Genomic DNA, 24,853 nt, shown 5'->3' on the forward strand with positions numbered 1-24,853 from the left:
GACATTTGATTTACAGCTTTCCATTCATAATGATTACCATCCTAAAACAGTATTGAGCCAAATAAATCTATACGTTGAAATGAATATATATTTCTTAACAAAAAACAGCTACACCATAAGGTGCAGCTATTTTTACGATAAGTACTTAATCAAATTATATTCCTTTATCTAGCTCATAAAGCATACGATATCTCTCATTTTCTTTAAGTAATTGCTCATGACTTCCTTGCATTACAATTTGACCATGATCAAGGAATATAACTTCATCTACATGTTCAATTCCTACAAGATGATGCGTAATCCAAATGACTGTATTTTCTTCCGTTGCAGAAAACATTGTTTCTATTAAAGATAACTCTGTCTTTGGATCTAACCCGATAGTAGGTTCATCAAGTACAATAATCGGCGCTTCTTGCATAAGCGTTCTAGCAAAAGCAACCCTTTGTCTTTCTCCACCAGAAAATCTCTTCCCCATTTCATGCATTTTTGTTTGTAATCCATCTGGAAGAGAAGCGATATGCAAAGCTAATTGTGCTTTCTCTAAAGCGTTCCATATCTCTTCATCATTAGCCTCTGGTTTACCGATTCGCACATTGTTTCCAATTGTCGTATCGAACAAATGCGGTTTTTGATTTAATACGGAAATATATTTGGATAAAAGATTCGTATGCGCTTGTTCACCATTCAATAAAACTTGTCCATGTACCGGACTTAACGCCCCTGTTAACAATTTTAGTAAAGTAGATTTCCCTGTCCCACTTCTACCTAAAATGGCAATTTTTTTTCCTGCTTTTATTTGTAACGATATATCTTTTAATACAGTCTCGTTACTGTCTGGATAACTATACGATACATGATTCAGTTCAATATCTACATGTTTTGGTGCACCGTAATCCTTATCTTCATGCAAATCCATTTCATCATGTAAAACACTATCACTTTCTACACGATTCAGACGATGAGCAGATTCTACATAAGATGGGATTCGATCGACGGCATCTGAAATCGGAATAAGCGCATTCGTTACAGATAAAGTCATTAATACGAAGGCCGCGATAACTGTAGGTGCAATCTGTTCACTTGCCGCTTCATTCCCAGTCCATATAATCATTGAAATAACTACAATACCTACTACTAAATGAATGAGACTGTCTCGAATATGATACCAGCGTTTCAATCTCTTCTCTGTTTTTAACAATCGATCATTTTGCTCTACATACTCATTAATAAATTCATCTTTTCGACCACTTGCCTGCCAATCCGATAATCCAAAGACTGCATCTGTTAGTTGTTGATACAAACGGCTTCTTCCCTGCTTTAAAGTAACATGATGTCGCCTCATCAATAGTAATGATACGAATGGAAGAAGAAAAACGATAATAGCTAACATACAACCAGCAATCAGTGCAAATACGAAGTCAAATGTACCGATAACAAGTACGAAAATGCTATATACAACTAGTGCTAATATACTAGGGAATATTGTACGTAAATATAGGTTTTGCAAATGCTCTATATCTTCGGATAGTACGCCTAACACATCACCCGTTTGAAATCGCGAACGGAAAAATAACGCCTGTGGTTCTACTATTCTGTATAGTTTCGTTCTCATTCGTTCTAATATGCGTAGTACGACATCATGTCCCACTAAACGCTCTATATAATGGAAAACAGCTTGCCCTATACTAAACGCACGTGTTGCAACAATCGGAACATATACAGCCATTACATTTTCTGGTCTAAGAGCAGATTTAGAGATTAAATAACCTGAAATAAAAAGTAACATCGCACCTGAACTAACTCCAAGAAGCCCAAGGAAAATAGTTAAAGTCATTCTACCTTTATTTTGCTGTATATAAGGTTTAACCCAGTTACTCATTTCTCTCTCCTCTCTTCCCTATGAAAATGTAATGTCTCTTTCTTTAACAGTTCTTCATACGTTCCACTTTCTTTAATTTTCCCTTTATTTAAAATAAAAATATGATCCATTTGTTTCATCCAATGCAGACGATGTGTTGCAAGAAATACTAACTTACCTTCAAACAGACGTAACATCGATTGCTTTATTTCAAATTCAGTTTCAATATCAAGATGCGCCGTAGGTTCATCTAATAAAATGATTGGTTTTTTACTTAAAAGTGCACGCGCCATAGCGACACGTTGTTCTTGCCCGCCACTAAGCATACGTCCACCTTCTCCGATTCTTTCGTACATCCCGTTCGGAAGGGATGTAACGAGTGAACGAAGACCAACTTCATTAATAACTCTTTCCACTTCTTCATCAGTTGTATTTGTTTCATAAAAACAAATGTTATCTTTTAATGAAAGCGGGAAAATATAAGGTTGCTGCGGAATATAAGCAATATTCTTTTGCCACTCTTCACGAGTAGCCCCGTCAATTTCCACACCATTTACAATCATCTTGCCACCCGAAGGAGTTAAAAATCCCGCTAATACGTCGATTAACGTTGATTTTCCTGCTCCACTTTCACCAATTACACCTATAGCGCCGGTGCCTTTCCAAGTAAAATCAATTCCCTCTAATATAGCTTTTTCAGATTCATCACTCTTTACTTTTACATCTTGTAAATTCAAGTTACTAGAGGAATTCCATATTAGACCTACATTTGATTCTTTTTTTCCTATTTCTTTTTGTTGCTGTAAAATCTCTTCTATTTGCTCCATTGCAAGTTGTCCATCTAACGTAGCATGATAATTCGCTCCAACTTGTTTAATCGGCAGAAAATATTCCGGAGCTAAAATTAAAATCGTAAGGGCTGGTAATAGTATAATTGTCCCGTCTATTAAACGTATCCCTAATCCGACCGCCACAAATGCAATTGATAAACTCGTAAAGAAATCTAATGCAAAAGAAGAAAGAAAAGCAACTCGCAAAGTACGCATCGTTGCTTTTCTATACCTTTTACTTACTTTTTCAATCTTTCCTTCGTGCTGTTTACTTTTCCCTAAATACTTTAATGTTTCTAATCCTTTTAACGTATCTACAAAATGATTAGAAAGTACACGATATGTTTCATATTGACTATCAGCCATTTTCTGCGCTGCTAATCCTAAAAGAATCATAAATATGATTACAATAGGAATCGTTACAACTAAAATGATTCCAGACTTAATATCCAGCGTAAAAACATATAGTACAATTAATCCCGGAACGATACTACTTCTAATCATTTTAGGGATTGTTAATTCAATATATGTTTTAAATTTTTCAATCCCTTCAATCGATAAGGTAACCAGATGACCTGTTCCGACAGTTTGAACATACCGTGGACCTAATGTGAAATACGCCTCTATTAATTGTTTTCGCAGTAGCGATCCTGTTTTTTCAGCGAAACGTTCCACTAATATTTGCGATATTCGCACTAGCATGTGACGTACTACAAACGTGATTCCAAAATAAACAGTTTCATTTAACACAGATTGCACTGTTTCTCCTTGAAATAAAAACGTAATAGCCCGCGCTAAAAACACTGTTTGCGCAATAATACTTATAGCTTCTAAAATGCTAATGATTGTTAACACTACATATAAAACTCGGCTACCAGGATACGACGGAAGTCCTCTTTTTCTTTTCATTAGTACTCCAAATCTTTATCTGACTTAACAGGTTGTCTAAACACATAGAAACTCCATATTTGACTTCCCATAACAAATGGCAATATAGCAATTGAAAAATACGTCATCAGTTTTAGTGCATAATCTCCTGATGCTGCATTATAAATTGTTAAATCGTATATTGAACCTAACGAGCTAATTAAGACACGTGGGAACATGCCGGCAAACACACTCGCACTTAGTAAAATGATTGTTAAACTCGTCATAACGAAAGCCCAACCATCTCTTCTTCTTTTATTTAATAATGTTGACGCACATAATGCTACAAAAGCTCCGATCGGAACCATAACCCACTCTGTACCATGACCAGTGAATATATCTGTTTTCCATAACCCTACACCGGCAAAAATAAGAAGTGCTATAATTGCAAGCGGTGCAATTTTCAACGCAGCAATACGTGCACGTTCTCTTAACTTACCAGTTGTACGTATAGTAAGGAATTGCAATCCATGAACAATACATAGCAGAAGGAACATAACTCCTCCAAGTAATGCAAATGGATGAAGTAGTTGTAAGAATCCACCTACAGCATTTTTCGTCTCATCAATTGGAATACCTACCATAAAGTTAGCAATGGCAACTCCCCAAAGAATAGGCGGTAGCAAACTTCCTAAAAACATACCCCAATCCCAAAAACCTTTCCATTTATGATTATCTATTTTCGCACGGAATTTAAAGGAAACACCTCTAATAATTAAAGCAAGAAGCATAAATACAAATGGAATGTAAAACCCGCTAAATAAAGTTGCATACCAGTGCGGGAATGCTGCGAACATAGCTCCACCTGCACAAACAAGCCATACTTCATTCGCGTGCCAAAATGGACCAATTGTATTTAAATATATTCTTTTCTCTAAATCGTTTTCCCCTAAAAACCTTGAAACTATACCTACACCGAAATCGAAACCTTCAAGTACAAAGAAGCCTACGAATAAAACTGCAATAATGATAAACCACAACTCATTAAGAGATAACATACTCTTCCTCCTTATCAAATGGATCATGGCTTTGAGAATCCTGTTTCGTTTTCTTATTCTCATGTCCTTTTATGACACGAACGAATAAGTAAACAGTAATCCCTCCTATAATTAAATATAGTGATGTGAATGAAACTAAAGAGAATAATACTTCTCCGAACGTAACATTTGGAGATACAGCATCTTCCGTTTTCATAACACCGAAAACTACCCAAGGCTGACGTCCCATTTCAGTCATAATCCATCCTACTGTATTACCGATAAACGGTAGTGCAATTGCATACACCATTAATTTTAAATACCAAGTTTTTTCAGCTAAACGATCTTTTCTTGATAAAAACCATCCGTATGCTCCTAGAAGAAGCATAAATGTTCCACTCATTACCATCGCTCTAAAACTCCAGAACATAGTATGTACTGGCGGTATATAATCTCCAGGCCCATATTTTTCTTCATATTGTTTTTGAATTTGATTCATTCCTTCTACTTGACCACTAAATTTATCAAATGATAATAGACTTAGCATATAAGGGATTTGAATTTCAAACGAATTTTCTTGCTTCTCTGCATCAATTTTCGCAAATACTGTAAATGGCGCTGGATCCTCACTCGTATTCCATAATGCTTCAGCTGCTGCCATTTTCATTGGATGTGTCTTAATTAATTGTTGTGCTTGCGCATGACCGAAGAATAATACTAGCGCAGTTGTAAGTGTTCCAACAATGATAGAAATGCGGAACGATTTTTTAAACACTTCAGTTTCTTGAGCTTTCGTTATTTTCCATGCACTCACACCTGCAATAAAGAATGCACCCGTTGCAATTGCCGCTGTAATTGTATGTGGGAATTGTACCCATAATTGTGGGTTTTGAATAATCGCTAAGAAATCATTCATTTGTGCACGTCCATCTGCTGCCATTTCATACCCTACTGGCGATTGCATAAACGCACTTGCAGTTAAAATCCAAAATGCTGATAACATTGTTCCAATTGAAAGGAGCCAAATACATAAAAGGTGAATACGCTTCGGTAATTTGTCCTCACCGAATACCCATAAACCTAAGAATGTTGACTCAATGAAAAATGCTAATAAACCTTCAATAGCAAGTGATGGACCAAACACATCACCTACGAAACGTGAATATGTGGACCAGTTCATACCAAACTGGAATTCTTGTAAAATACCAGTTACTACACCTACCGCAAAGTTTACAAGGAATATTTGTGTCCAAAACTTTGTCATCTTCTTATAAATTTCTTGTCCCTTTACCACATATAACGTTTGCATTAACGCAATGATAAATGCTAAACCAATAGACAGCGGAACAAAAAAGTAATGGAAAATCGTTGTTGATGCGAATTGTATTCGTGCCAATTCGAGCGTCTCCATACTACAATCACTTCCTTCATAATTTTTTATATCGTAATTTCAATTGAGTTGTGTGAATAAAACAACTCAATTCTTAGAAATGTAGAAAGATAAATTTGTTTATGTACTTTTAGAAAGTATAAATTTTCAGTTTTTAAGATAATTACAAAAGAATTTTCTCATAAAATTTACCTTTTCACTATTTCAGTAGTGTTTTATCCGTTAATCGAATTGTATAATATACCTGCATAGTAAATTCAGCTGATTTTTGACGTATTATTGACATCATTTTGTCTGAAATATGTCTTTTGTCATTTTTTTGAATTAGATTTTTCTCATTACTAAAATGTATTTTTTTAATATAAGACTTGCTTTCACATCAATAAAATAACCGTTTTTCTCTTCATACACTTGACTTTTTCACGAAAAAATGTCCAAAAAACCCACAGATAAATCAGTTAGTTTTTTGTCAAGAGAAAAATGCATTTTAAAAATTCAAACACAAATATTGTTATTCAAAAATAGAAACTACCCTCCCTCTTCCTAGACTAAAAATTCATTTTTTTGTCATTTTTTCAAACTAAATTCATACATAAAAAATACCGAGAATCGATTAGACTCTCGGTATTTTTTAAATTATTTTGCTGTATGTTTTCTAACAGCCGGTAAAATTTCAGTAGCAATTAATTCAATATTTTTCTCAATTTTATTAAGTGGTACACCACCAAAATCAATTTGTGCCATAAAACGTTGTTGTCCAAACAATTCATATTGGTAAAGCATTTTTTCAATAATTTGTTGCGGGCTACCAACCATTAATGCATCACGGTAATCTACTGCATTTGTAAATTGCTCTTTCGGATACCCACCACCGCGTAGTGTAAGCATACCAGCATTAATATGAGGATAGTATTCATTAAATGCATCTTGCGAATTTTTTGCTGTATAAAATAAACTCGTTGTTGCAACTGGCAAACTTGCTGGATTAAATCCACTTTGCGCCGCAGCCCCACGGTAAGCATCTACTGATCCTTTAAAGTTAATAGCTGGGCCACCTAGTGTTGTTATCATCATTGGCACACCCGCACGTCCTGCTTTAATCGCACTAGCTGGTGGGCCACCAACTGCACGCCAAATTGGTAAGTTATTATTTTTCGCTCTTGGAATAACCGATGCATGTGCAAGCGGTGCTCTGAACTGCCCATTCCATGTTACATGTTCCTCTTTATTAATTTTTAATAAAAGATCCATCTTCTCTTCAAATAATTCTTCATAATCATTCACATCATAACCGAGTAAACTATATCCCCCAATACGAGACCCACGACCAGCTACAATTTCTGCACGTCCATTAGAAATTAAGTCAATTGTAGCAAAATCCTCATATACTCGTACCGGATCAGATGTACTTATTATCGTAGCTGAACTTGCAATTTTTATATCTTTCGTAGCTTGTGCAATAGCTCCTAAAATAACTGTATGAGCTTGCGTTGTAAAATGCGTTTGATGACTTTCACCGACAGCAAATACATCAAGACCAGCTTCATCCGCTAACTTAGCTGTTTCAATTAATTCATGAATTCTTTGTTCAGCACTAATTTTCTCTCCATTATGCGGATTTAATACATGATCCCCAATCGAATATAATCCAAACTCCATTCCTTTACTTGTATCCATACGGTATTTTTCCATAGTTGCTCTCTCCCTTAATCAAGTGGTGTTAACTTCTCTTCTATCTCTTGTCTTCTCTCTTCTAAAAATGGTGGTAAATCAAGTTCTTTTCCTAATTCTTCAACTGCTGAATCTATAGTAAAACCTGGTCCATCAGTCGCAATTTCAAATAAAATCCCATTCGGTTCACGGAAATATAAACTTTTAAAGTAAAAACGATCAATAATCCCCGTCGTTTCAAAACCTTTTTCTTTCACTGCTTCATTCCAATAGTTTAGCTCTTCATCATTTTTCACACGAATTGCTACATGATGAATACTTCCCTTTCCAGGTCTTTCATTTTCTCCCTCTTGCTCTTTCACTAAAATTTCTCCGAAAGACTGACCTAGGACAGATTGATATATCCCTTCACCCTCAGAGAGAGATACTTCTTTATACCCAAACAAATCTGTTAACGTTTTTGATAATTTATTTAAGTCCCTTACAGTCATTTCAACTGTACCCATGCCTAAAATACGATGATTTTGCTTTACAGAAGATTCATTCCATGCAGTCCAATATTCTGGTACTTCTTCACCGTTATTATTTAACAGTACTAAGCGGAGACCGTCTGGATTTTCAAAATGCAGTGCATCTCGCTTGGCATATGTTGTAATTTCTCCATGTGTCACTTGAAGTGATTTAAAACGCTCCTGCCAAAATGTAAGGCTCTCTATTGAAGGTACGAGTAATCCTATTTGCGTTATCGCATTCGTACCATGAATTGTTCTCCCAACATTCGGCATTTCAAAAAATGATAGTTCAGTCCCTGCACTACCTGTCAAATCCCCGTAAAACAAATGATACATAAAAGGATTATCTTGATTGACTGTCTTTTTCACTCGTCGTAGTCCTAAAACATCTCGATAAAAATCATTATTCGTTTTCGCATTTTTTGTTACCATAGAAATGTGGTGGTGTCCTGGAATTGTATACATAAAGCTTCCTCCTTTTATCACTTGATTAGTCAATTGATTCTGTAAAAAAAATTACTCTTGCGGTAATTCTTTTTTTTCACTATGCTTATGAACTTTTGTCATTAACTCGTATAGTATTTTCTGTTCTTCCTCGTTCAATACATCATCAAAAAATGATGATTGAAATGCAAGTTGCTCTGGCAATGCTTTTTCTAAAGCTGCTTCCCCTTGCTCTGTAAGACTAATGGTTTTCGTTTTCCAATCTTGCTTTCGTACAATATATCCTTCTTTTTCAAGACGAGTTAACATTCGAGAAATACCGCCTTGCGTAACAGTAACCTTTTCAGCTAACTCCATTTGTGTCAACGGCTGGTATGTCCGTATTTGCAAAAGGACATCAAATTGGGCTGTCGTTAAATCAAACCGTTTTAAAAATTCGTTTGACATTTGATTACTTTGATTCGTAAATCGTATTAAACGTAACCATATTAACGATCCTATCGTATTATCACGCATGTTTTATCACTTCCTAGCGTTTATCTTATTATCACTTTACTACGCAAGTGATAATAAAGCAAGGGATAAACTAAAAAAACATCTCACTATATTATCGTTACTGTTAGCTTTCCATTTGAATTATTTTTCTTAATTTAACATTCAACAAAATATCATCGTGAAATGTGTAGAATTTCATAAATAGTAACATTGTCCATTACATCTATTTCAGGCTTTTCATTATAAAAACTAAATTGACTATATCCCCACTTATCCGGATTATATACGATTACATTGCCTAAACATTTTTCTATGTTTTGCACATTTTTATTTAATCGCGTCTCAATCAGCGATTTATTTTGAGAAATACTCCCTACATATTCAACAACATATCTACTTTTTCTAAAGTCATTACTTACATTAACAACGAATGGAACACCTATATTTATTTGTTGCCACCCGAACGATTGTAAAATATTATCGTAATACCCTTCAAAGATAAATTTGTTCATCCCTTCATGACCATTCCAAATATATAAAGGTGCATAGCAATTATAGAAATTCCCGTCCTTACCTGCCTCAGTAATTAAATAGGCCTTAAAATTCAACTCTTGAAAACCATCTGTTTTATGACCATTCTTTTTTACCCTTTCTCTAATAATCCTTATATCATAATCCTTTGGCAAAATAACCTTATATTGCATTCCAATCATGTTTATCACTCACTTTCAATCTTATATACATAATGATAAACCGATGGCTAACTAACGTAAAATAGGTATAAATTATGTTTGGTATCATTTATAATGATACCGTATAAGGGGCTGAAATGAATGGAAATAAATGATCTTATCATATTTAAAACTGTAGCGAATGAAGGCTCTATTAGTAAAGCTGCTAAAGAGCTAGGTTATGTGCAACCGAATGTAACGGAGCGAATAAAAAAATTAGAAAAAGAGTTAGAAACACCATTACTACATAGAGATAACAAAGGTGTTTCATTGTTACCTTCTGGTGACATTTTATTAGACTACACGAATAGAATATTAACTCTGTTAGAAGAAGCGAAAAATGAAATTAAAACGAGTGGTTCTTCTTATGTAATTGCGACATCACAATCTATTTTGACAAATTATTTAAGTATGCGCATTAAAGAAAATTTTAGGAGTTACCAACTATACATTGAAAGTAGTAGCCACTTACAAACACTATTACAGCAACAAAAAGTTGATATGGTCATAACTTATGAGGATTATCCTGACGCAGCGTTTAAAAAAGTATTCACCACTTCAATTTCTGTAGGTTTATTAAAAGCGAAAGAAAAGTGTAACATTGACTATTCAAAAGAACTTTTCTTCGTTAGTAATGACAAGAAGTGCCCTTTTAGAAATAAGACAATACAATTTTTAAAAGAAAACAATCTATCTCAGCGCCAACTTCAACAGTTAGATTCTTATTCGCTTATGGAAGAATTTATCGTTGAGGGAAATGGGATAGCTTTTTTACCGATTAAAAATGATAAGTTAGTAACAATTGAAAATGTTCCAATAGAGAAATTAGCTGTTCATTTTTTTACGAATCGAAACTTTATTAAGCATACCCCTGATGAACTATTTGAGTAATAGAATGACTTTGTTTACAAACTTTTTTCAAAATAAAAACCCCTCTTGAACGTATATAAAAGAGGGATTTTTTTTATATACAATTGATTTTTCACACGTTCTGCTCCACACCTGCGCTTTTCTCCTTCTTACTCCTTTTAACACTCTTCAACTGCTTAACCGTTCCAACTAATCCTTTCGGAAAAACTAGTAACACGATTATATACAATAACCCTAGAATAATCGTCCATCTTTCAAAAATCGGATACTCCGTCGCTAATTCTGATAAATAATATTTTAGTGATTCAATGATACCAGCTCCTGCAATCGCTCCGATTAACGTTCCAACTCCTCCAATCATTGTCATCAATAATGCATTTAACGTCATTTCAATTGAAAATACAGTTGTATTTACAAAGCGTAATGTGATGACGAATAGACCACCGCTAATCGCTGCAACTATTCCTGCCACTACACTTGCGATAATTTTATAATGAAGAACTTTATAACCAAGTGCTTCAACTCTTTGTTCATTTTGTGAAATTGCCTTTAATACTTTCCCAATTGAAGATTTTGTGAAAAGACGTAGCAAAATGAAAATATTGATTAAACATATAAACGTTACATAATAAAATGTAAAACGATCACGGAATATTTCTGGTACTCCAAATGTAAATCCATCTCCTCCGTGAGTTAGCCCACGCCATTTTTCAGCAAGTACGAAAAACAACTGTGAAATAGCGAGCGTTAACATTGCATAAAAATGACTTTTCAACCGTAAAGAAAGCAAGCCGATTATATAACTAACGATTGCTGAAACGATAATTGCCGCTATTATACCGATGAAAAAGTTTGTTATTGATACACCTTGCCGATCGAATAAAAGTGCTACCCCATATGCTCCTATTCCAAAGAACATACAGTGGCCGAACGATACAATTCCTGTATAACCAAGCAATATATCAAAACTCATTGCAAAAATAGCAAAGATGAAGATTTGAGTGAACAAAATTAACAAGCTCCGTGAATCATTTACGAACGGAAATACACTTAAACAAATGAGCATAAATACTCCGAAGTATACTTTAATTCGATTCGATGTGTTGTTCACCATTTCACCCCTTTTCACCAACAAGTCCAGTTGGCTTCACTATTAAGAAAAACAGTAACATTAACATATTGATTGCAAGTGATAAATCTGGCATGAAATATGCTGTAAAAGCTCCGGCTAATCCGACAATTAAAGAAGCGATAGCTGAACCTTGGACGCTACCTAACCCTCCAATTATTACTACAATGAAAGCTAAAATTGCATATTGCATACCCATTTCGGCGAAAACAACGCCTGAATATGGTGCAAATAAGAATCCACCTAACGCTGCCATTCCTGCTCCTAATAGAAAGACGAACGAAAATATAGCTTTCACGTTAATGCCGAGTGCTTGAACCATCTCCTTATCCATTACACCCGCGCGGATCATAAGACCTATCTTTGTTTTTTTGAGTAGTAATAGTAGAGCAATGTAAATTAGTATCCCAACTAAAATAACGAACAACCGGTATTTTATTAATATAACCCCTCCAAATGTATAGCTACCTTGTAACCATATCGGTAACTTTGCACTAATTGGATTCGGTCCCCAAAATATTTTTATACACTCACTAAGAACGAGCATTCCTCCGAGTGTAACGAGTAGCTGGCGAACATGGTTTCCATACACTGGCCTAATAAGAAATCGTTCTAAAATAAAACCAAGCAACATTCCCATAGCAACCGCTCCAACTAACGCTAACACATAACTACCTGTCATATTAAATAACCAAACGCCTGTAAAAGCTCCCCATGCAAATAAACCACCATGTGCAAAGTTTAAAACGCTCATTAGGCCGAAAATAAGTGAAAGACCTGATGCTAATAAAAAAATAAGCATCCCGGTTGAAACGCCGTTTACAAATAAGTTAATTAACACATCCACGTTCTATCCCCCCGTATCAATGTTAAGAAATACCTAAATATTTATGACATGTTTCTTTATCCTCTCGCAGTTCATTCATAAAACCTTTATGCACAATACGCCCATTATCCATAATGTAAAAATAATCACCGATTTGACTAGCCATCATAAAATTTTGTTCAACAAGTAAAACAGTCGTTTTCTCCTTCATTTTCAAAATTGCTACCATTAATTTTTCTATCATAATTGGTGATAGCCCTTTACTTGGCTCGTCAATAAGCAATAGTCCATCACTATTAATAAACGCTCTTGAAATAGCCAACATTTGTTTTTGTCCCCCGCTTAAAAGCCCACTTTTCTTATTCCAAAACTGCTTTAAATCAGGAAATAGCTCGAGCATCCAATCTATTTTCTCGTGAACTTCTTCTCCTTTTCCACTCGCAAGTGCGAACGTCTCTTCTACTGTTAAATCATGAAAAATCCCTTGATTTTCTGGTACATAGCCTATTCCTTTTCTTGAAATTAAATGTGTAGATAATCCATTGACCTGCGTACTATCATAATAAATCTCACCATTTGCTATCCGATGAAATCCCATAACCGATCGCAACGTTGTTGTTTTTCCCGCCCCGTTTCTTCCAAACAGTACAGTAATCGTCCCTTTCTCAACAGTGAGTGATACCCCTTGTAAAATATGAAACTGATCTAAATACGTCTCTATATTATTCACTTGTAATAGAGCCACTATATAATCCCCCTAAATAAGCACTTTGTACACGCTCATCTTTCATCATTTCTTCTGGTAACCCTTCCGCTAATAACTCGCCATGAAATAAAACGATAAGATGGTCCGACAAACCTAGTACCATATCCATTTTGTGTTCGATGAGTACGATTGTGCTCTCTGGATGTTTTTTAATATTTTCAATCACTTGTAAAATAGCCGGAACTTCCTCAACTGAAATACCCGCAGTTGGCTCATCAAGCAGTAATACATCTGTCTTTAATGCTAATAACATAGCAAGCTCTAACTTTCTTTTTTCCCCGTGAGCTAAATCTTTTGCTAATACCCCCTCTTTCTCATGAAGTAGCACTGTTTTTAAAAGACGTCTCGCCTCTCCAGTTTGCTGCTTTAACTTAGCTACATTCGGGAAAAAACTGTAATAATCTTGAACGAATGATTGAACACTTAAACGTACATTTTCAAGTACCGTTAACTCTGGGAATATATTTGTAAGCTGAAAAGAGCGCCCGATTCCTAATCTTGTTCGGTCTGAAATCGATAATTTTGTAATCTCTTTTCCTTTAAAATACACTTCACCTTTCGTCGGAGAAATTTGTCCACTTAGTAAGTTAAATAACGTTGTCTTGCCGGCACCATTTGGTCCAATAATTGAAATGAGCTTTCCCTTTTGTACCGTTAAATTAACATCTTTAATAACATGATGTTCACCAAAAGATACACAAAGATTTTTCGTCTCTAACAAATGTGTCACGAAATCCCTCCCTTTAAAGCTTTCAGTATGAAAGAAATACGTATAAAGAGGGTATCCCCTCTTTATACAAAAACAACAGAAAATTCAGTCTATTTATTTTGAACTGGTGGTTCTGTCTCTTTCATCGTTAATTCTCGCTCTAACACTGGTACCGGATAATCAACACCATCTTGCTTTTTCAACGTGATAGAATATAGCGTCTGCATCGCTTGGTGGTCTTTCTCTCTAAATTTCATCTTTCCTTTCGGTGTATCAAATTCCATTCCTTCCATTTTCTTAATCAATGTATTTACATCTGTATCACCATTTGATTTCTTTAATGCTTCCACAATGGAAATTGCCGCTGACATTCCTCCTGCTGTAAATAAATCTGGTACTGCACCATTAAATCTTTTTTTATGTTCTTCAACTAACCAGTCATTCACCTTATTTTTTGGAAGTGCATGATAATAAACAGAAAAACCTTGCATTCCTACTAATGCATCCATCGTTTTTAATGCTGGTATATCCGGTGCACCAGTAGAGACTTTAATACCTTGCGCTTCCACATTCATATCTTTCAACTGTTTCCAAGGTGAATTTGCCCCTGCCCAAACGATAAATAAGTAATCTGGTTTTGAGCTAATGATATTTTGAATATTTGCCGTAAAATCTGTTGAATTCGTGTCAGCGTATTGCTCGTTTACAATGTTTGCTCCTAATTTTTTCGCACCCGCTTTAAATGCCGCAATCCCTTCACGACCAAAAGCGTTATCTGGAGCAAACGTCGCAATCTTTACATCTTTTTTCGCAATTGCTGCTGCTCCTGCAATCGCATCTTGTGAGGAACTTCTTCCAGTTCTAAAAATATATTTATTCCAGTTCTTCCCGGTAATACTATCAGCAACTGCCGGTTCTACAACCATAATTTTTTCATATTCTTCAGCAAGTGGTAAAACCGCTAACGTATCACTTGAACTAGACGATCCGACTAAGAAATCAACTTTCTCTTCTTCTAATAATTTCGTAGCTTTCTTTACCGCTACATCGGCTTTCGTTTCTGTATCTTCTACTACAAACTTAATTTTTTTCCCTTCCACTTTCCCTGTTCCACCAGTTGCATAGTCTAACCCTAATTCAAATCCGTTCACTGTTTGCTTTCCATACGATTCTAATGGACCTGTTAATGATGCAAGAACCCCTACCTTAATCGTTTTTTCATCCTCTGTACTTGTTTTCTTTCCTGAACAAGCTGCCGTTATTAATAACGAACCTAAAACACAACCAGTAAACATTGTTTTTAGCCACTTACGTTTTTTCATCGACATTGTGATCCTCCCCATACTTTACTTTCTGATAGAATCAAACACGCCAAATTCCCCTGCCCGTAATCATGACTTTTAAACTATAAGATAGATAATGGAAAACTGTTGTAGTATCCTCTACATTCGGCACAAATCTATAATCACCTTCCTATTAAATGGAAACGGACATACAATCAATATATATTCCGTTATCCAATTGAAAATACTGTTTCATTACAGTATTCATCACGAAAAAAAGCTGCAATAATTAACTTAAGTTAATTATTGCAGCCTACATAAAAAGCACTTAATTATTTTCTACCCTTTCTAACCCTTCAACCAATTGTTTCTTATCTAGCCCTTCCCCGATTACTACCAAGTTTGTCGGGAAACCAAAATCTTGCTCCAGTAAAGTTGGTACGCCAAACGAATATTGGAATAGATGAGGGTATTTATCTCCATGGAATTTCACAAAACCTTTCACTCGATAAATACTATCTGGTAAATTCGAAAGCCATTCATATAATTTGTCTTGATCAATCGATTTCGTAAATTGATACGTCATCGTTTGTATATGTAAATGCTGTTTAACATGAAGTGTCTCGTGTTCCCCAGCACTCACAAATTCAGCTTCTTCTATATCATCTAAAGATATATTACAATATTTTGTTTCAAACAATTTCGCATGATTATTTATTGCTTTCACTTCTTCAAGTACTTTGTTCTTATCTTCTTCTGTTAGTAAATCTGATTTATTAATAAGAAGGTGACTACTAAATTTCATTTGCTCATGCAGTAACTGTTGCACATTTGCACTTAATATACTTCGATTTAACCATCTTACTGCATCTAAAACGACTACAATTGATTTCACTTCTAAGAAAGGTGCTAAAATTGGTGATACACATGCATCTAATACTTCAATTGGATGTGCGACGCCTGTTGTTTCTATGTAAATTACATCTGGTCTTTCTTGCTGATATAATGAATGCAATTGTATTTCAAGTTCTTCCTTTAACGTACAACAAATACATCCTTTTAGTAATTCTCTTAACACATTCTCTTTACCAATAATATCTGTATCTACTGAGTATTCACCAATTTCATTCATTAAAACAGCAACTTTTCTATTCTTCTTCTTCTCCGCTACTAATAAATTTTGTAATAATGTTGATTTTCCACTACCTAAAAAACCACCTAATATATGAATTTCCACTTTATTCATTTGATCAACCATCCATTTCTTTATTTCAAACGTATTCAAAGCGTAATAATTACGATTTATATTTATCATTTTATTAAAAGAATAACAATTTGTAAATATATCTTCTATCTTCACTTTTCATTTACTTCATGAGCAACTCTAATTCCAGACTCAATCGCTCCCTGCATCCACCCATGTGTCAACGTTGTATGTTCTCCTGCAAAGTGTACGTTTCCAGCCGGCGACGCAATATAAGGAAATAATTCTAGCTCTTGGCCTGGTTCAAAAGCTGTAAATGCTCCGCAAGAATACGTATTCTTACTCCAGCTAAAAGATTCCCCTGTTATAAACTCACTATAGACTACATTCCCATATATTTGCGCTAAATTTTTCAATGCGTAACGAATACGCTCTCTATGCGGGAGACTATCCCATGTTAAAGCCTCATCCGCCCACGTATAACTTGCTATAACGATAGCTGCCCCTGGTGACTGAATGCCATAGCTCGGATAATATGTAAAACGTATCGGTAAATCCGTAATAGATTTCCCACCATACTGCCCGACTCTTTCCCAAAATCTACTTTTGAACTCTATCGCAATTTTAGTTGCAGCAATATAATTTAATTCACGAATTGCTCGTCTTTTAAAATAAGTGAATAAATGAAATGGCTGAACTTCTACAAATCGTAACGCCGAAAACGGAATTGTGATAATAGCAATATCACTTGTTATTGTAAATGGATCTAACGTTTGTTCATGGTTTACTTGCAGCATCACTTTATTATCTTCTTGTATTATTTTTTCTACTTTATAGGACATAAAAATATTATCCTTTAGCTGTGGCAAAAATGCATTTGGTAATGCATCCATCCCGCCCGTTATCTCGTAATATTTCGCCGTTGAAGTAAAAAAAATCATTTCCCGTAATACTTCAATTAAAGACATTCCCATATATGCTTCCATATCAAGAAGTACACCAATCATATCTATTGCTCCATCCGAATAATACTCCATTAAAAATGAACCAAGCGAATACGTTTTATACTTTTTTTCAACGATAAACCAGTTTTTATTAGGATCCTTCTTAATATAATTTAGTATTGGTTCTAATACCTCAAGCATTAGCTCTTCTGCCGTTTTTCCTCTTTCTTTATCCAAAACCGGATATTCAAGTATACTTGGATCATTTTCAAACACATTCAATCTCGTTTGAATATGATTCGTATAAATGATATCTGCAAAAGTTTTATTTATAAAAAGGTTTAACGGTAGTTTAAATTTACGAATATACGCTAAAGTTAACTCATGCGTATCAGGAATTCTCATCGGTCCTGCATTAAAGTATAAACCCGCACTAAACGGTTCACGAATCGTATACACCCTGCCACCTATTCTATTATTTGCTTCTATAATCGTTACTTCATGTCCAGCCTCTTTTAATAAAGAACCTGCAACTAATCCAGAAATCCCTGCACCGGCAACTGTAATTTGTTTGGGGTTATTCGTTTTGGCAAGCCCTTCATGAACAATTTGAAGCATTTGTTCCATCGATAATGGATTCCCCATACCATTTCCCCTTTTAAAAAGGATTTTACTGAATTATATTCAGTTAACTGAATTCCTATGTTTTGTTCGCAAATTTGAACGGATACATTTTCAAATACTTGAATATCTTTTATAAAATGTAATAAACTAGATATGAATCTATAGAAGTAGGACGTATTATCTTACATAATAAAATCAATGAAATTGCGAGGAATTGTGAAATGAAAAAAGGTATTAACCGTGTTGTATTAGTAGGAACAGGTGCAGTTGGATGTAGCTATGCTTACTGCATGATTAACCAAGCTGTAGCTGAAGAATTTGTTTTAGTTGATGTAAATGAAGCAAAAGCTGAAGGAGAAGCAATGGATTTAAGTCACGCTGTTCCATTTGCACCAGCTCCAACTAGAGTATGGAAAGGCAGCTACGAAGATTGTAAAGATGCTGATCTTGTAGTCATTACAGCTGGATTACCACAAAAGCCAGGTGAAACACGTTTAGATTTAGTTGAGAAAAACGCTAAAATCTTTAAACAAATCGTTCGCAGTATTATGGATAGCGGATTTGATGGCATCTTCTTAATCGCAACAAACCCTGTAGATATTTTAACGTACGTTACTTGGAAAGAATCTGGTTTACCAAAAGAACGAGTAATCGGTTCTGGTACAACGCTTGACTCTGCTCGTTTCCGCTATATGTTAGGTGAGTACTTCGACATTGGTCCACACAACATTCATGCTTATATTATCGGAGAACATGGCGATACAGAACTTCCAGTATGGAGTCACGTATCAGTTGGTATTCAAAAACTACAAACGCTTCTTGATAAAGACAACACATACACACAAGAAGATTTAGACAAAATTTTCATAAATGTTCGTGATGCAGCCTACCATATTATTGAGCGCAAAGGTGCAACTTATTATGGTATTGGTATGTCACTTCTGCGTGTTACAAAAGCTATTTTAAACGACGAAAATAGCGTATTAACAGTTTCAGCATACTTAGAAGGTCAATACGGTCAAAAAGATGTTTATATCGGCGTACCTGCTGTTTTAAATCGCGGCGGTGTTCGTGAAATTTTAGAAGTAGAATTAAGTGAAGACGAAGAATTAAAATTCGATCACTCTGTTCAAGTGTTGAAAGAAACAATGGCTCCCGTTCTTTAATCGTATATTTCATTCAAAAAAGCAATCCAATTCATATTGGATTGCTTTTTTATATTTTTATTGTTCATCCTCAATCTAAACCGTAATATGATCCATAATAGAAAGGAGTGATTTTATGGATGATTCTTGGACAATTGTCATCCTCTTACTAGCTGTAGCGTCATTAATACTTTTTCTCTTTTTAATCATCAGAACGCTATTTCCAACTAAAAAATATGATAAGAATCTCGGGTTGATCCTTATTATTTTAAGCTTATTAGCAATACCGATAAGTATGTTCCTTATAGGAGGATGGGCAGGTATGGGGATTGGCATAATCGCGGTCCTTATTTTTACTGCTGTTATTATAGCTTTAATTGCAAATAAATTTATAAAACTACCTCCTCAAAAAAAAAATAAGAAATAACCGATGTTTTCAAAAAGACAACATCGGTTATTTCTATCACTTATTGCTTTTAATCAATTTATCATTATTTACGTCAAGTACATCTAATAAAAAGATAAAGATCGGTATCCCGATAATAAGCCCCCATATTCCGAGGAAATGCTCTGAAAAGATGAGAATCATAAATGTATAAAAGACAGGCAAATTCGTTTTTGCAGACATAAATTTTGGATTTAAAAAATAACTTTCAAGAGCGTGAATCACTGTAATGAACACTAGTATGTACAAAACGTACATAACCCCACCTACGTTATAGGCAATGATACAAAGTGGAAACAGTGAAATGATTACGCCGGCAACAGGAATCAACCCTAATAAGAAAATCATAACAGCTAATACGAGAAGCTGTGGAAATCCTAAAACGATTAATGCAATGACAGTCAGGATACAATTTACAACTGCAATTAAAAATTGTGCTTCAATTACTTTACCGAACGACCTTGCAAACCTTTCACCAAAATATGCAATCTCCTCATAAAAAATCTTTAGCTTACTCTCTTTAAACTTAGAAGTAAATGTAATAATACGCTCTTTTTCTAATAAGAAAAATAAGCTTAATATTAAAGACAATAATATTTGTAAACTCACCTTTCCTATATTCGCTATCGATTGATAGATGACGTCTACACCTTGTTCTATATATTTTGATACTTCCATTCCATTAATTGTCGAAAGTGCATATTTAATGATCTCATTATCCGGTGGATTTTGAAAAAACAGTTTAAATTGATAAATCAATTGTGAAATTTGTATCGTTAGCACAGGCAAATATTTATACAATGTCGTGCCGATAAAGGAAACTAATATTATATACAAACATGCGATAACAATTTTTCGATTCACTTTCAATTTCTTTGAAATAAAACGTTGAAACCGATCCATTAAAAATGTCAGTATAAACGTAATTAATATTAAATTGATCATACTTTTTAATCCATATAATACAAACGCTAATATTATTAAAACGATAAACCGTTGAAACCCTCTACTTCGAAAAAAATTTTTCACTTCATTCATTAAGATTTAACCTCCCCCTTCTATGGATGGAAATTTGATATATTACAAAACGAACGTATTCATTGTAATACTATTACATTTTATGAACTTCTATAGACAATCTTTCTTACTAATTTGGAAGAATCCTTTTTTTCTTTTTTAATGTCTGATTTTTAATCTAATCCTTTCCTAAAAACTATTTTTAAATTCTATATTTTAGGAGAACGTCTATTTTTAGACTGTTGTTCATACGCATATCCAATATTGAAAAGTTCTTTTTCACCAAACTGCCTCCCGACAAATACAACACCTACTGGCTCTCCATTTTTATCATAACCTGCTGGTACCGCTAATTCAGGATAACCAGCTACAGCTGATAAAAGAACTTCATCGTTATTAATCATGACTAAAGCGTCCAATCCTTTTTCTACTAAATATCTATCTAGCTCTTTCCTTGCATTTTCTTGACTCGTTTGAACTACTTTTTCAAATTCATCTTTCGTTATAGCAGATTTTTCAGAGCCCTCAATTAATGTTTGTCCATATTTCATTCTTCTTTTACTATCTTTTTTATTAAACGCTATAATCTCTTCTAACGATTTTACAGGCACATTTTTTTGCTTCGAAAGATAGTCGTTAACATTATGTTTGAACTCATATTCTAATGTTTGCAGATTATCTACACCCTCGCTACTTAACTGAATATCATCAGTCAATATCGCACCGGCATCTTGAATGTCTTTTCTAATCTTTTCTGCTACTGCTTTTCTATTTTCATCTTGTTGATCTACAGAAAAAAGAATCCCTATCTTTTTTCCTTTTAATCCATCTATTGATAAATCATTCGTATAATCTATTCTATCTCTATCTTTCATTTTTTCTGTCATAGCATCTTTTTCATCATAACCTACCATTGTATTAAATAACGTTGCCGCGTCTTTTACCGTTCTTGCCATTGGCCCTGCAGTATCAAGTGCTTCAGCTAATGGGATAATGCCAGCTCTGCTAACCATACCTAACGATGGACGTAACCCAACTACAGATTGCTGCGTCGCTGGTGCGACAATAGACCCCGTCGTTTCTGTCCCAATTGCAAGCGGTGCAAAATCTGCCGCAACCACTGTAGCAGACCCCGAACTCGATCCTGATGTATCAAATGTAATTGGACCGTACGGATTTAAATTTTGCCCTTTCTTCCCGCTATATCCACTTGGCATTGTAAAAGATAAATAATTCGCCCATTCAGACATATTTGCTTTACCTAAAACAAATGCCCCCTCTTCTTTCAACTTCTTCACAATCGTCGCATCTTCATCTGCAACCCAATCTTTTAATACAAAAGTGCCTGCGCTTGTCGGCATCACTTTTGCAGTTTGTACATTATCTTTTACGATGACAGGAATGCCGTATAAGTTCGATTTTTTATTTAACGACCTCTCTTTATCTAACTTTCGTGCTTGCTCTATTGCATTTGGATTAATCTCTGTAACAGCATTTAATGATATTCCATTTTGGTCATGTTCTTGTATTCTAAAGAGATAAATACTCGTTAATTCTTCATATGATAATTTTCCATCATCGACCATATTTTGAAGTTCATCCACAGTTGCATTTACAACTGCTTTTTCTTTTATCTTTACATTATCTATGTTGATTCCTTTAAGCTGCTTATGTATCGGCTTTAACACTCTGTCTTTATCATATACAATACGCTCTGGTTCCTTTGGAAAATAATTTTTATACACGTAATATCCACCGGCACATACCAATAGGACAATACCTCCGGCGATAGACAACGTTATCTTTACCCACTTTTTCATGTTGCTTCCTCCACTCTTACAGTTGCTCAGTTATATAAAAAAGAGAGTTATCTTTTACTTAACTCTCTCCAATCAAAATGTTAAATGAAAAAATGAATGATTTCAATCTAATCACTTCTTTTTTTGCATTTGCTTCGCTAACATTTCTTTCACTTGATTATACGTTAATCCTGAATTTTTATTTAAACGTTTTACTTCCTCGACATCAGTACCTACCACTGTATATTTTTTCTCGTCATTCATTTTCCTACTTCCTTTCTCACCTGACTATTTGTTATATTCCTTCCCTAAATGCTTATAAATTAACACTAATACAAAAAAGGAAGCTGTTTCTAAGCACAGCTTCCTTCTCGTTACATATTGTATTTCTTAATAAAATTTCACTACATCTTCAGTAGGTAAGAATGTTCTTTCTGCTGGCTGTTCATTTGGTTCACCAAATGGCATTTGACCTACTAAGCTCCACTCTGCTGGAATGTTCCAAGTTTCTTTTACTTCAGCATCTACGATTGGGTTGTAATGTTGCAGTGATGCGCCAATTCCTTCATCAGATAATAGCATCCACACAGTATGTTGTAACATTGCATTACCTTGATGAGACCAGAATGGGAATTGATCTTTATATAACGGTGCATTTTCTTGCATTTTTTCTACAGTTGCTTGGTCTTCAAAGAATAAAACTGTACCTACACCTGTATGGAAACCTTTTAGTCTTTCTACAGTCGCTTCAAAGTTTTCTGCTGGTACGCGTGATCTAAGCGTTTCTTTTACGATATCCCAAAACTTTTCATGCTCTCCATCCATTAATACAACCATACGGCCACTTTGCATATTAAAAGATGTTGGTGCGTGTAAAGCTGTTTTTAACACTTCTTCAATTCTTTCTTTCGTAATCGCATCGTTTTTTGTTACTTTACGAATTGAACGACGGTTCACGATTGCTTCTTTTAAATTTGTTGTAGTTGCTGACATTTTAATTCCTCCAAATATTTGTTTTATTATTTATTTTGTTATTTCATAACAATCGAATTAGCAATATCCATCGGTATTACATTGCACACCTTCAAATGAATTTGTTTTATCCTTTTCAATTTCTTTATCAATGACCCTTTCTAGTGTTTCTTTACTAGCAAGCCCTTGAATGACTTCATCCCCAATCATGACAGTTGGAACAGCCATAATATTCGCTTCATCATATGCGTGCTGAATTGCTTCTTGATGCTTTTCTTTATATTTACGAGTTACTAAAGCATCTTTAAATTCCGCCTCAGGAAGTCCTACTTCTACCGCTAATTTTGTTAACACATCAATATCTTCAATGTTTTGCTCTTCTTGGAAAAATGCTGTGAATACGCGGTGATGATACTCATTACCTAGTCCACGTTCTTTCGCAAATTGACATCCTTCGAAAGCTAAATGCGTATATGGATGTGGGGAAACACGTGGCAAACGCATATCAATTCCTAACTTCTTCGCTGTCGGAAGAATGAAAGCATCCCATGAACCTAATTTTTCTGGCTCATTCCATGGGTCTATTTTTGAATATGGACTTGGACGTAATTCAAATGGCATCCATTCAATCTCTACATCTTTCTCTTTCACTACCTCATCTAATGGACCTTTTGCTAAAAAACAAAACGGACATATAAAGTCTGAGTATACTTTCATTTTTACAGTCATAATTTTTACACCTTACCTTTATAGTTGTAATCAATATAGTTACATCGATAATAAAAAAATATAGATAATATTTTAAGCATTCATTTTCTCTTGTAAAGATTCAAACAACTGCCCCATCGAAATATTTTTCAAAACTTCTTCCATCGCGGATTGTGCTTGAATTAATATAACTTCTAACACCACTTGAATATTCGCCCCAATTGGACAATCTGGATTCGGTTGCTCGTGAATATGAAATAGCTTGTCTTCTTCGACTACGTTCACTGCATGATACACATCTAACAATGTGATTTCATGTAAATCCTTTAATAATCCCGCACCACCTGGCCCGCGATTTACGTAAACAAATCCAGCTTGTTTCAAGTACGACATAATTTTACGGATTACTACCGGATTTGTATTTACACTTTCAGCCATATAGTCTGAAGTACAAAGTGAAGATGGATTGTTTTTCAAAATAGATAAAATATGAACAGCTATAGAAAAGCGGCTACTAATTTTCATCGTCATCACCACCTCGATGTAATCATTATAGTTACAACTAAAAAATAAGTCA

General features: G+C 34.6%; 24 protein-coding genes. 3 read left to right on the forward strand and 21 right to left on the reverse strand.

The genetic code is table 11. From position 1 onward, the window contains the following. Positions 1-154: 154 nt before the first annotated feature. From cydC to JDS92_RS04470, 8 genes are all read right to left on the reverse strand, one after another. On the reverse strand, positions 155-1,879 hold the full coding sequence (gene cydC, locus JDS92_RS04435) for a thiol reductant ABC exporter subunit CydC (RefSeq protein WP_199631555.1): 1,725 nt from the start codon (positions 1,877-1,879) through the stop codon (positions 155-157). Continuing rightward, a complete protein-coding gene (cydD, locus tag JDS92_RS04440) occupies positions 1,876-3,597 on the reverse strand; it encodes a thiol reductant ABC exporter subunit CydD (RefSeq protein ID WP_199631556.1) in 1,722 nt (573 codons plus the stop codon). The genes cydC and cydD overlap by 4 nt, the downstream gene beginning before the upstream one ends. Beyond that, a complete protein-coding gene (cydB, locus tag JDS92_RS04445; RefSeq protein WP_063261808.1) occupies positions 3,597-4,613 on the reverse strand; it encodes a cytochrome d ubiquinol oxidase subunit II in 1,017 nt (338 codons plus the stop codon). The genes cydD and cydB overlap by 1 nt, the downstream gene beginning before the upstream one ends. After that, complete coding sequence (gene cydA, locus JDS92_RS04450) at positions 4,600-6,003, reverse strand: cytochrome ubiquinol oxidase subunit I (RefSeq protein ID WP_073518040.1); 1,404 nt, start codon at positions 6,001-6,003, stop codon at positions 4,600-4,602. Before cydA ends, cydB begins: the two co-directional genes overlap by 14 nt. Before the next feature lie 615 nt (positions 6,004-6,618). After that, a complete protein-coding gene (locus tag JDS92_RS04455; RefSeq protein ID WP_199631557.1) occupies positions 6,619-7,674 on the reverse strand; it encodes an LLM class flavin-dependent oxidoreductase in 1,056 nt (351 codons plus the stop codon). Between the two features lie 14 nt (positions 7,675-7,688). Then, positions 7,689-8,630 carry a ring-cleaving dioxygenase gene (locus JDS92_RS04460; RefSeq protein WP_199631558.1) on the reverse strand — a complete coding sequence of 314 codons (942 nt, stop codon included), beginning with the start codon at positions 8,628-8,630 and terminating at the stop codon, positions 7,689-7,691. A 51-nt stretch (positions 8,631-8,681) separates the two neighbouring features. Continuing rightward, entirely contained in the window at positions 8,682-9,125 is a 444-nt protein-coding gene (locus tag JDS92_RS04465; RefSeq protein WP_001205517.1) for a MarR family winged helix-turn-helix transcriptional regulator, read from the reverse strand. Positions 9,126-9,277: 152 nt separating this feature from the next. Next, complete coding sequence (locus tag JDS92_RS04470) at positions 9,278-9,817, reverse strand: DUF4865 family protein (RefSeq protein WP_087970034.1); 540 nt, start codon at positions 9,815-9,817, stop codon at positions 9,278-9,280. A gap of 120 nt (positions 9,818-9,937) precedes the next feature. On the opposite strand from JDS92_RS04470, the gene JDS92_RS04475 reads away from it, so the two are divergent. Then, complete coding sequence (locus tag JDS92_RS04475) at positions 9,938-10,726, forward strand: LysR family transcriptional regulator (RefSeq protein ID WP_087970033.1); 789 nt, start codon at positions 9,938-9,940, stop codon at positions 10,724-10,726. Between the two features lie 91 nt (positions 10,727-10,817). Here JDS92_RS04475 and JDS92_RS04480 read toward each other — a convergent pair whose 3' ends face one another. The 7 genes from JDS92_RS04480 to JDS92_RS04510 all read right to left on the reverse strand — a co-directional run bounded on the left by JDS92_RS04480 (position 10,818) and on the right by JDS92_RS04510 (position 18,211). Beyond that, positions 10,818-11,771, reverse strand: a complete 954-nt coding sequence (locus JDS92_RS04480; RefSeq protein ID WP_002093784.1) for a branched-chain amino acid ABC transporter permease — start codon at positions 11,769-11,771, stop codon at positions 10,818-10,820. A 49-nt stretch (positions 11,772-11,820) separates the two neighbouring features. Then, positions 11,821-12,681: a branched-chain amino acid ABC transporter permease gene (locus JDS92_RS04485; RefSeq protein WP_000382809.1), complete on the reverse strand. Its 861-nt coding sequence runs from the start codon at positions 12,679-12,681 to the stop codon at positions 11,821-11,823. A gap of 22 nt (positions 12,682-12,703) precedes the next feature. Then, a complete protein-coding gene (locus JDS92_RS04490) occupies positions 12,704-13,405 on the reverse strand; it encodes a branched-chain amino acid ABC transporter ATP-binding protein (protein WP_001196711.1) in 702 nt (233 codons plus the stop codon). Continuing rightward, positions 13,383-14,156 (reverse strand): ABC transporter ATP-binding protein, encoded by a 774-nt coding sequence (locus tag JDS92_RS04495; protein ID WP_098911508.1) that lies wholly within the window; start codon positions 14,154-14,156, stop codon positions 13,383-13,385. The genes JDS92_RS04490 and JDS92_RS04495 overlap by 23 nt, the downstream gene beginning before the upstream one ends. An 89-nt stretch (positions 14,157-14,245) precedes the next feature. Next, positions 14,246-15,463, reverse strand: coding sequence for a substrate-binding domain-containing protein (locus JDS92_RS04500; RefSeq protein ID WP_087970032.1), 1,218 nt, complete (start codon positions 15,461-15,463; stop codon positions 14,246-14,248). Between the two features lie 283 nt (positions 15,464-15,746). Beyond that, positions 15,747-16,664: a CobW family GTP-binding protein gene (locus tag JDS92_RS04505; RefSeq protein ID WP_087970031.1), complete on the reverse strand. Its 918-nt coding sequence runs from the start codon at positions 16,662-16,664 to the stop codon at positions 15,747-15,749. A gap of 110 nt (positions 16,665-16,774) precedes the next feature. Beyond that, positions 16,775-18,211: a flavin monoamine oxidase family protein gene (locus JDS92_RS04510; protein WP_000528020.1), complete on the reverse strand. Its 1,437-nt coding sequence runs from the start codon at positions 18,209-18,211 to the stop codon at positions 16,775-16,777. A gap of 200 nt (positions 18,212-18,411) precedes the next feature. Here JDS92_RS04510 and JDS92_RS04515 point away from each other — a divergent pair, with 200 nt between their 5' ends. Further along, a complete protein-coding gene (locus JDS92_RS04515) occupies positions 18,412-19,356 on the forward strand; it encodes an L-lactate dehydrogenase (protein ID WP_000715319.1) in 945 nt (314 codons plus the stop codon). A gap of 115 nt (positions 19,357-19,471) precedes the next feature. Then, positions 19,472-19,762 (forward strand): YesK family protein, encoded by a 291-nt coding sequence (locus JDS92_RS04520; RefSeq protein WP_199631559.1) that lies wholly within the window; start codon positions 19,472-19,474, stop codon positions 19,760-19,762. A 36-nt stretch (positions 19,763-19,798) separates the two neighbouring features. Here the strand turns inward: JDS92_RS04520 and JDS92_RS04525 are convergent, their stop codons facing one another. The 6 genes from JDS92_RS04525 to JDS92_RS04545 all read right to left on the reverse strand — a co-directional run bounded on the left by JDS92_RS04525 (position 19,799) and on the right by JDS92_RS04545 (position 24,801). After that, positions 19,799-20,818: an AI-2E family transporter gene (locus tag JDS92_RS04525; RefSeq protein ID WP_001006567.1), complete on the reverse strand. Its 1,020-nt coding sequence runs from the start codon at positions 20,816-20,818 to the stop codon at positions 19,799-19,801. 188 nt (positions 20,819-21,006) lie between these two features. After that, positions 21,007-22,617: an amidase family protein gene (locus JDS92_RS04530; protein ID WP_199631560.1), complete on the reverse strand. Its 1,611-nt coding sequence runs from the start codon at positions 22,615-22,617 to the stop codon at positions 21,007-21,009. Between the two features lie 111 nt (positions 22,618-22,728). Then, the gene (locus JDS92_RS31200) at positions 22,729-22,860 is read right to left on the reverse strand and encodes a hypothetical protein (RefSeq protein WP_000997344.1); all 132 of its coding nucleotides are present in this window, start codon (positions 22,858-22,860) and stop codon (positions 22,729-22,731) included. Positions 22,861-22,986: 126 nt separating this feature from the next. Continuing rightward, entirely contained in the window at positions 22,987-23,589 is a 603-nt protein-coding gene (locus JDS92_RS04535) for a nitroreductase family protein (RefSeq protein ID WP_097959115.1), read from the reverse strand. A 57-nt stretch (positions 23,590-23,646) separates the two neighbouring features. Beyond that, positions 23,647-24,297, reverse strand: coding sequence for a DsbA family oxidoreductase (locus tag JDS92_RS04540; protein ID WP_000216688.1), 651 nt, complete (start codon positions 24,295-24,297; stop codon positions 23,647-23,649). A 72-nt stretch (positions 24,298-24,369) separates the two neighbouring features. Next, complete coding sequence (locus JDS92_RS04545) at positions 24,370-24,801, reverse strand: Rrf2 family transcriptional regulator (RefSeq protein WP_087970027.1); 432 nt, start codon at positions 24,799-24,801, stop codon at positions 24,370-24,372. Between the last annotated feature and the right edge of the window lie 52 nt (positions 24,802-24,853).

The sequence above is a fragment of the Bacillus cereus group sp. N12 genome, from assembly GCF_016483575.1.
In the GTDB taxonomy this organism is placed as follows: domain Bacteria; phylum Bacillota; class Bacilli; order Bacillales; family Bacillaceae_G; genus Bacillus_A; species Bacillus_A toyonensis.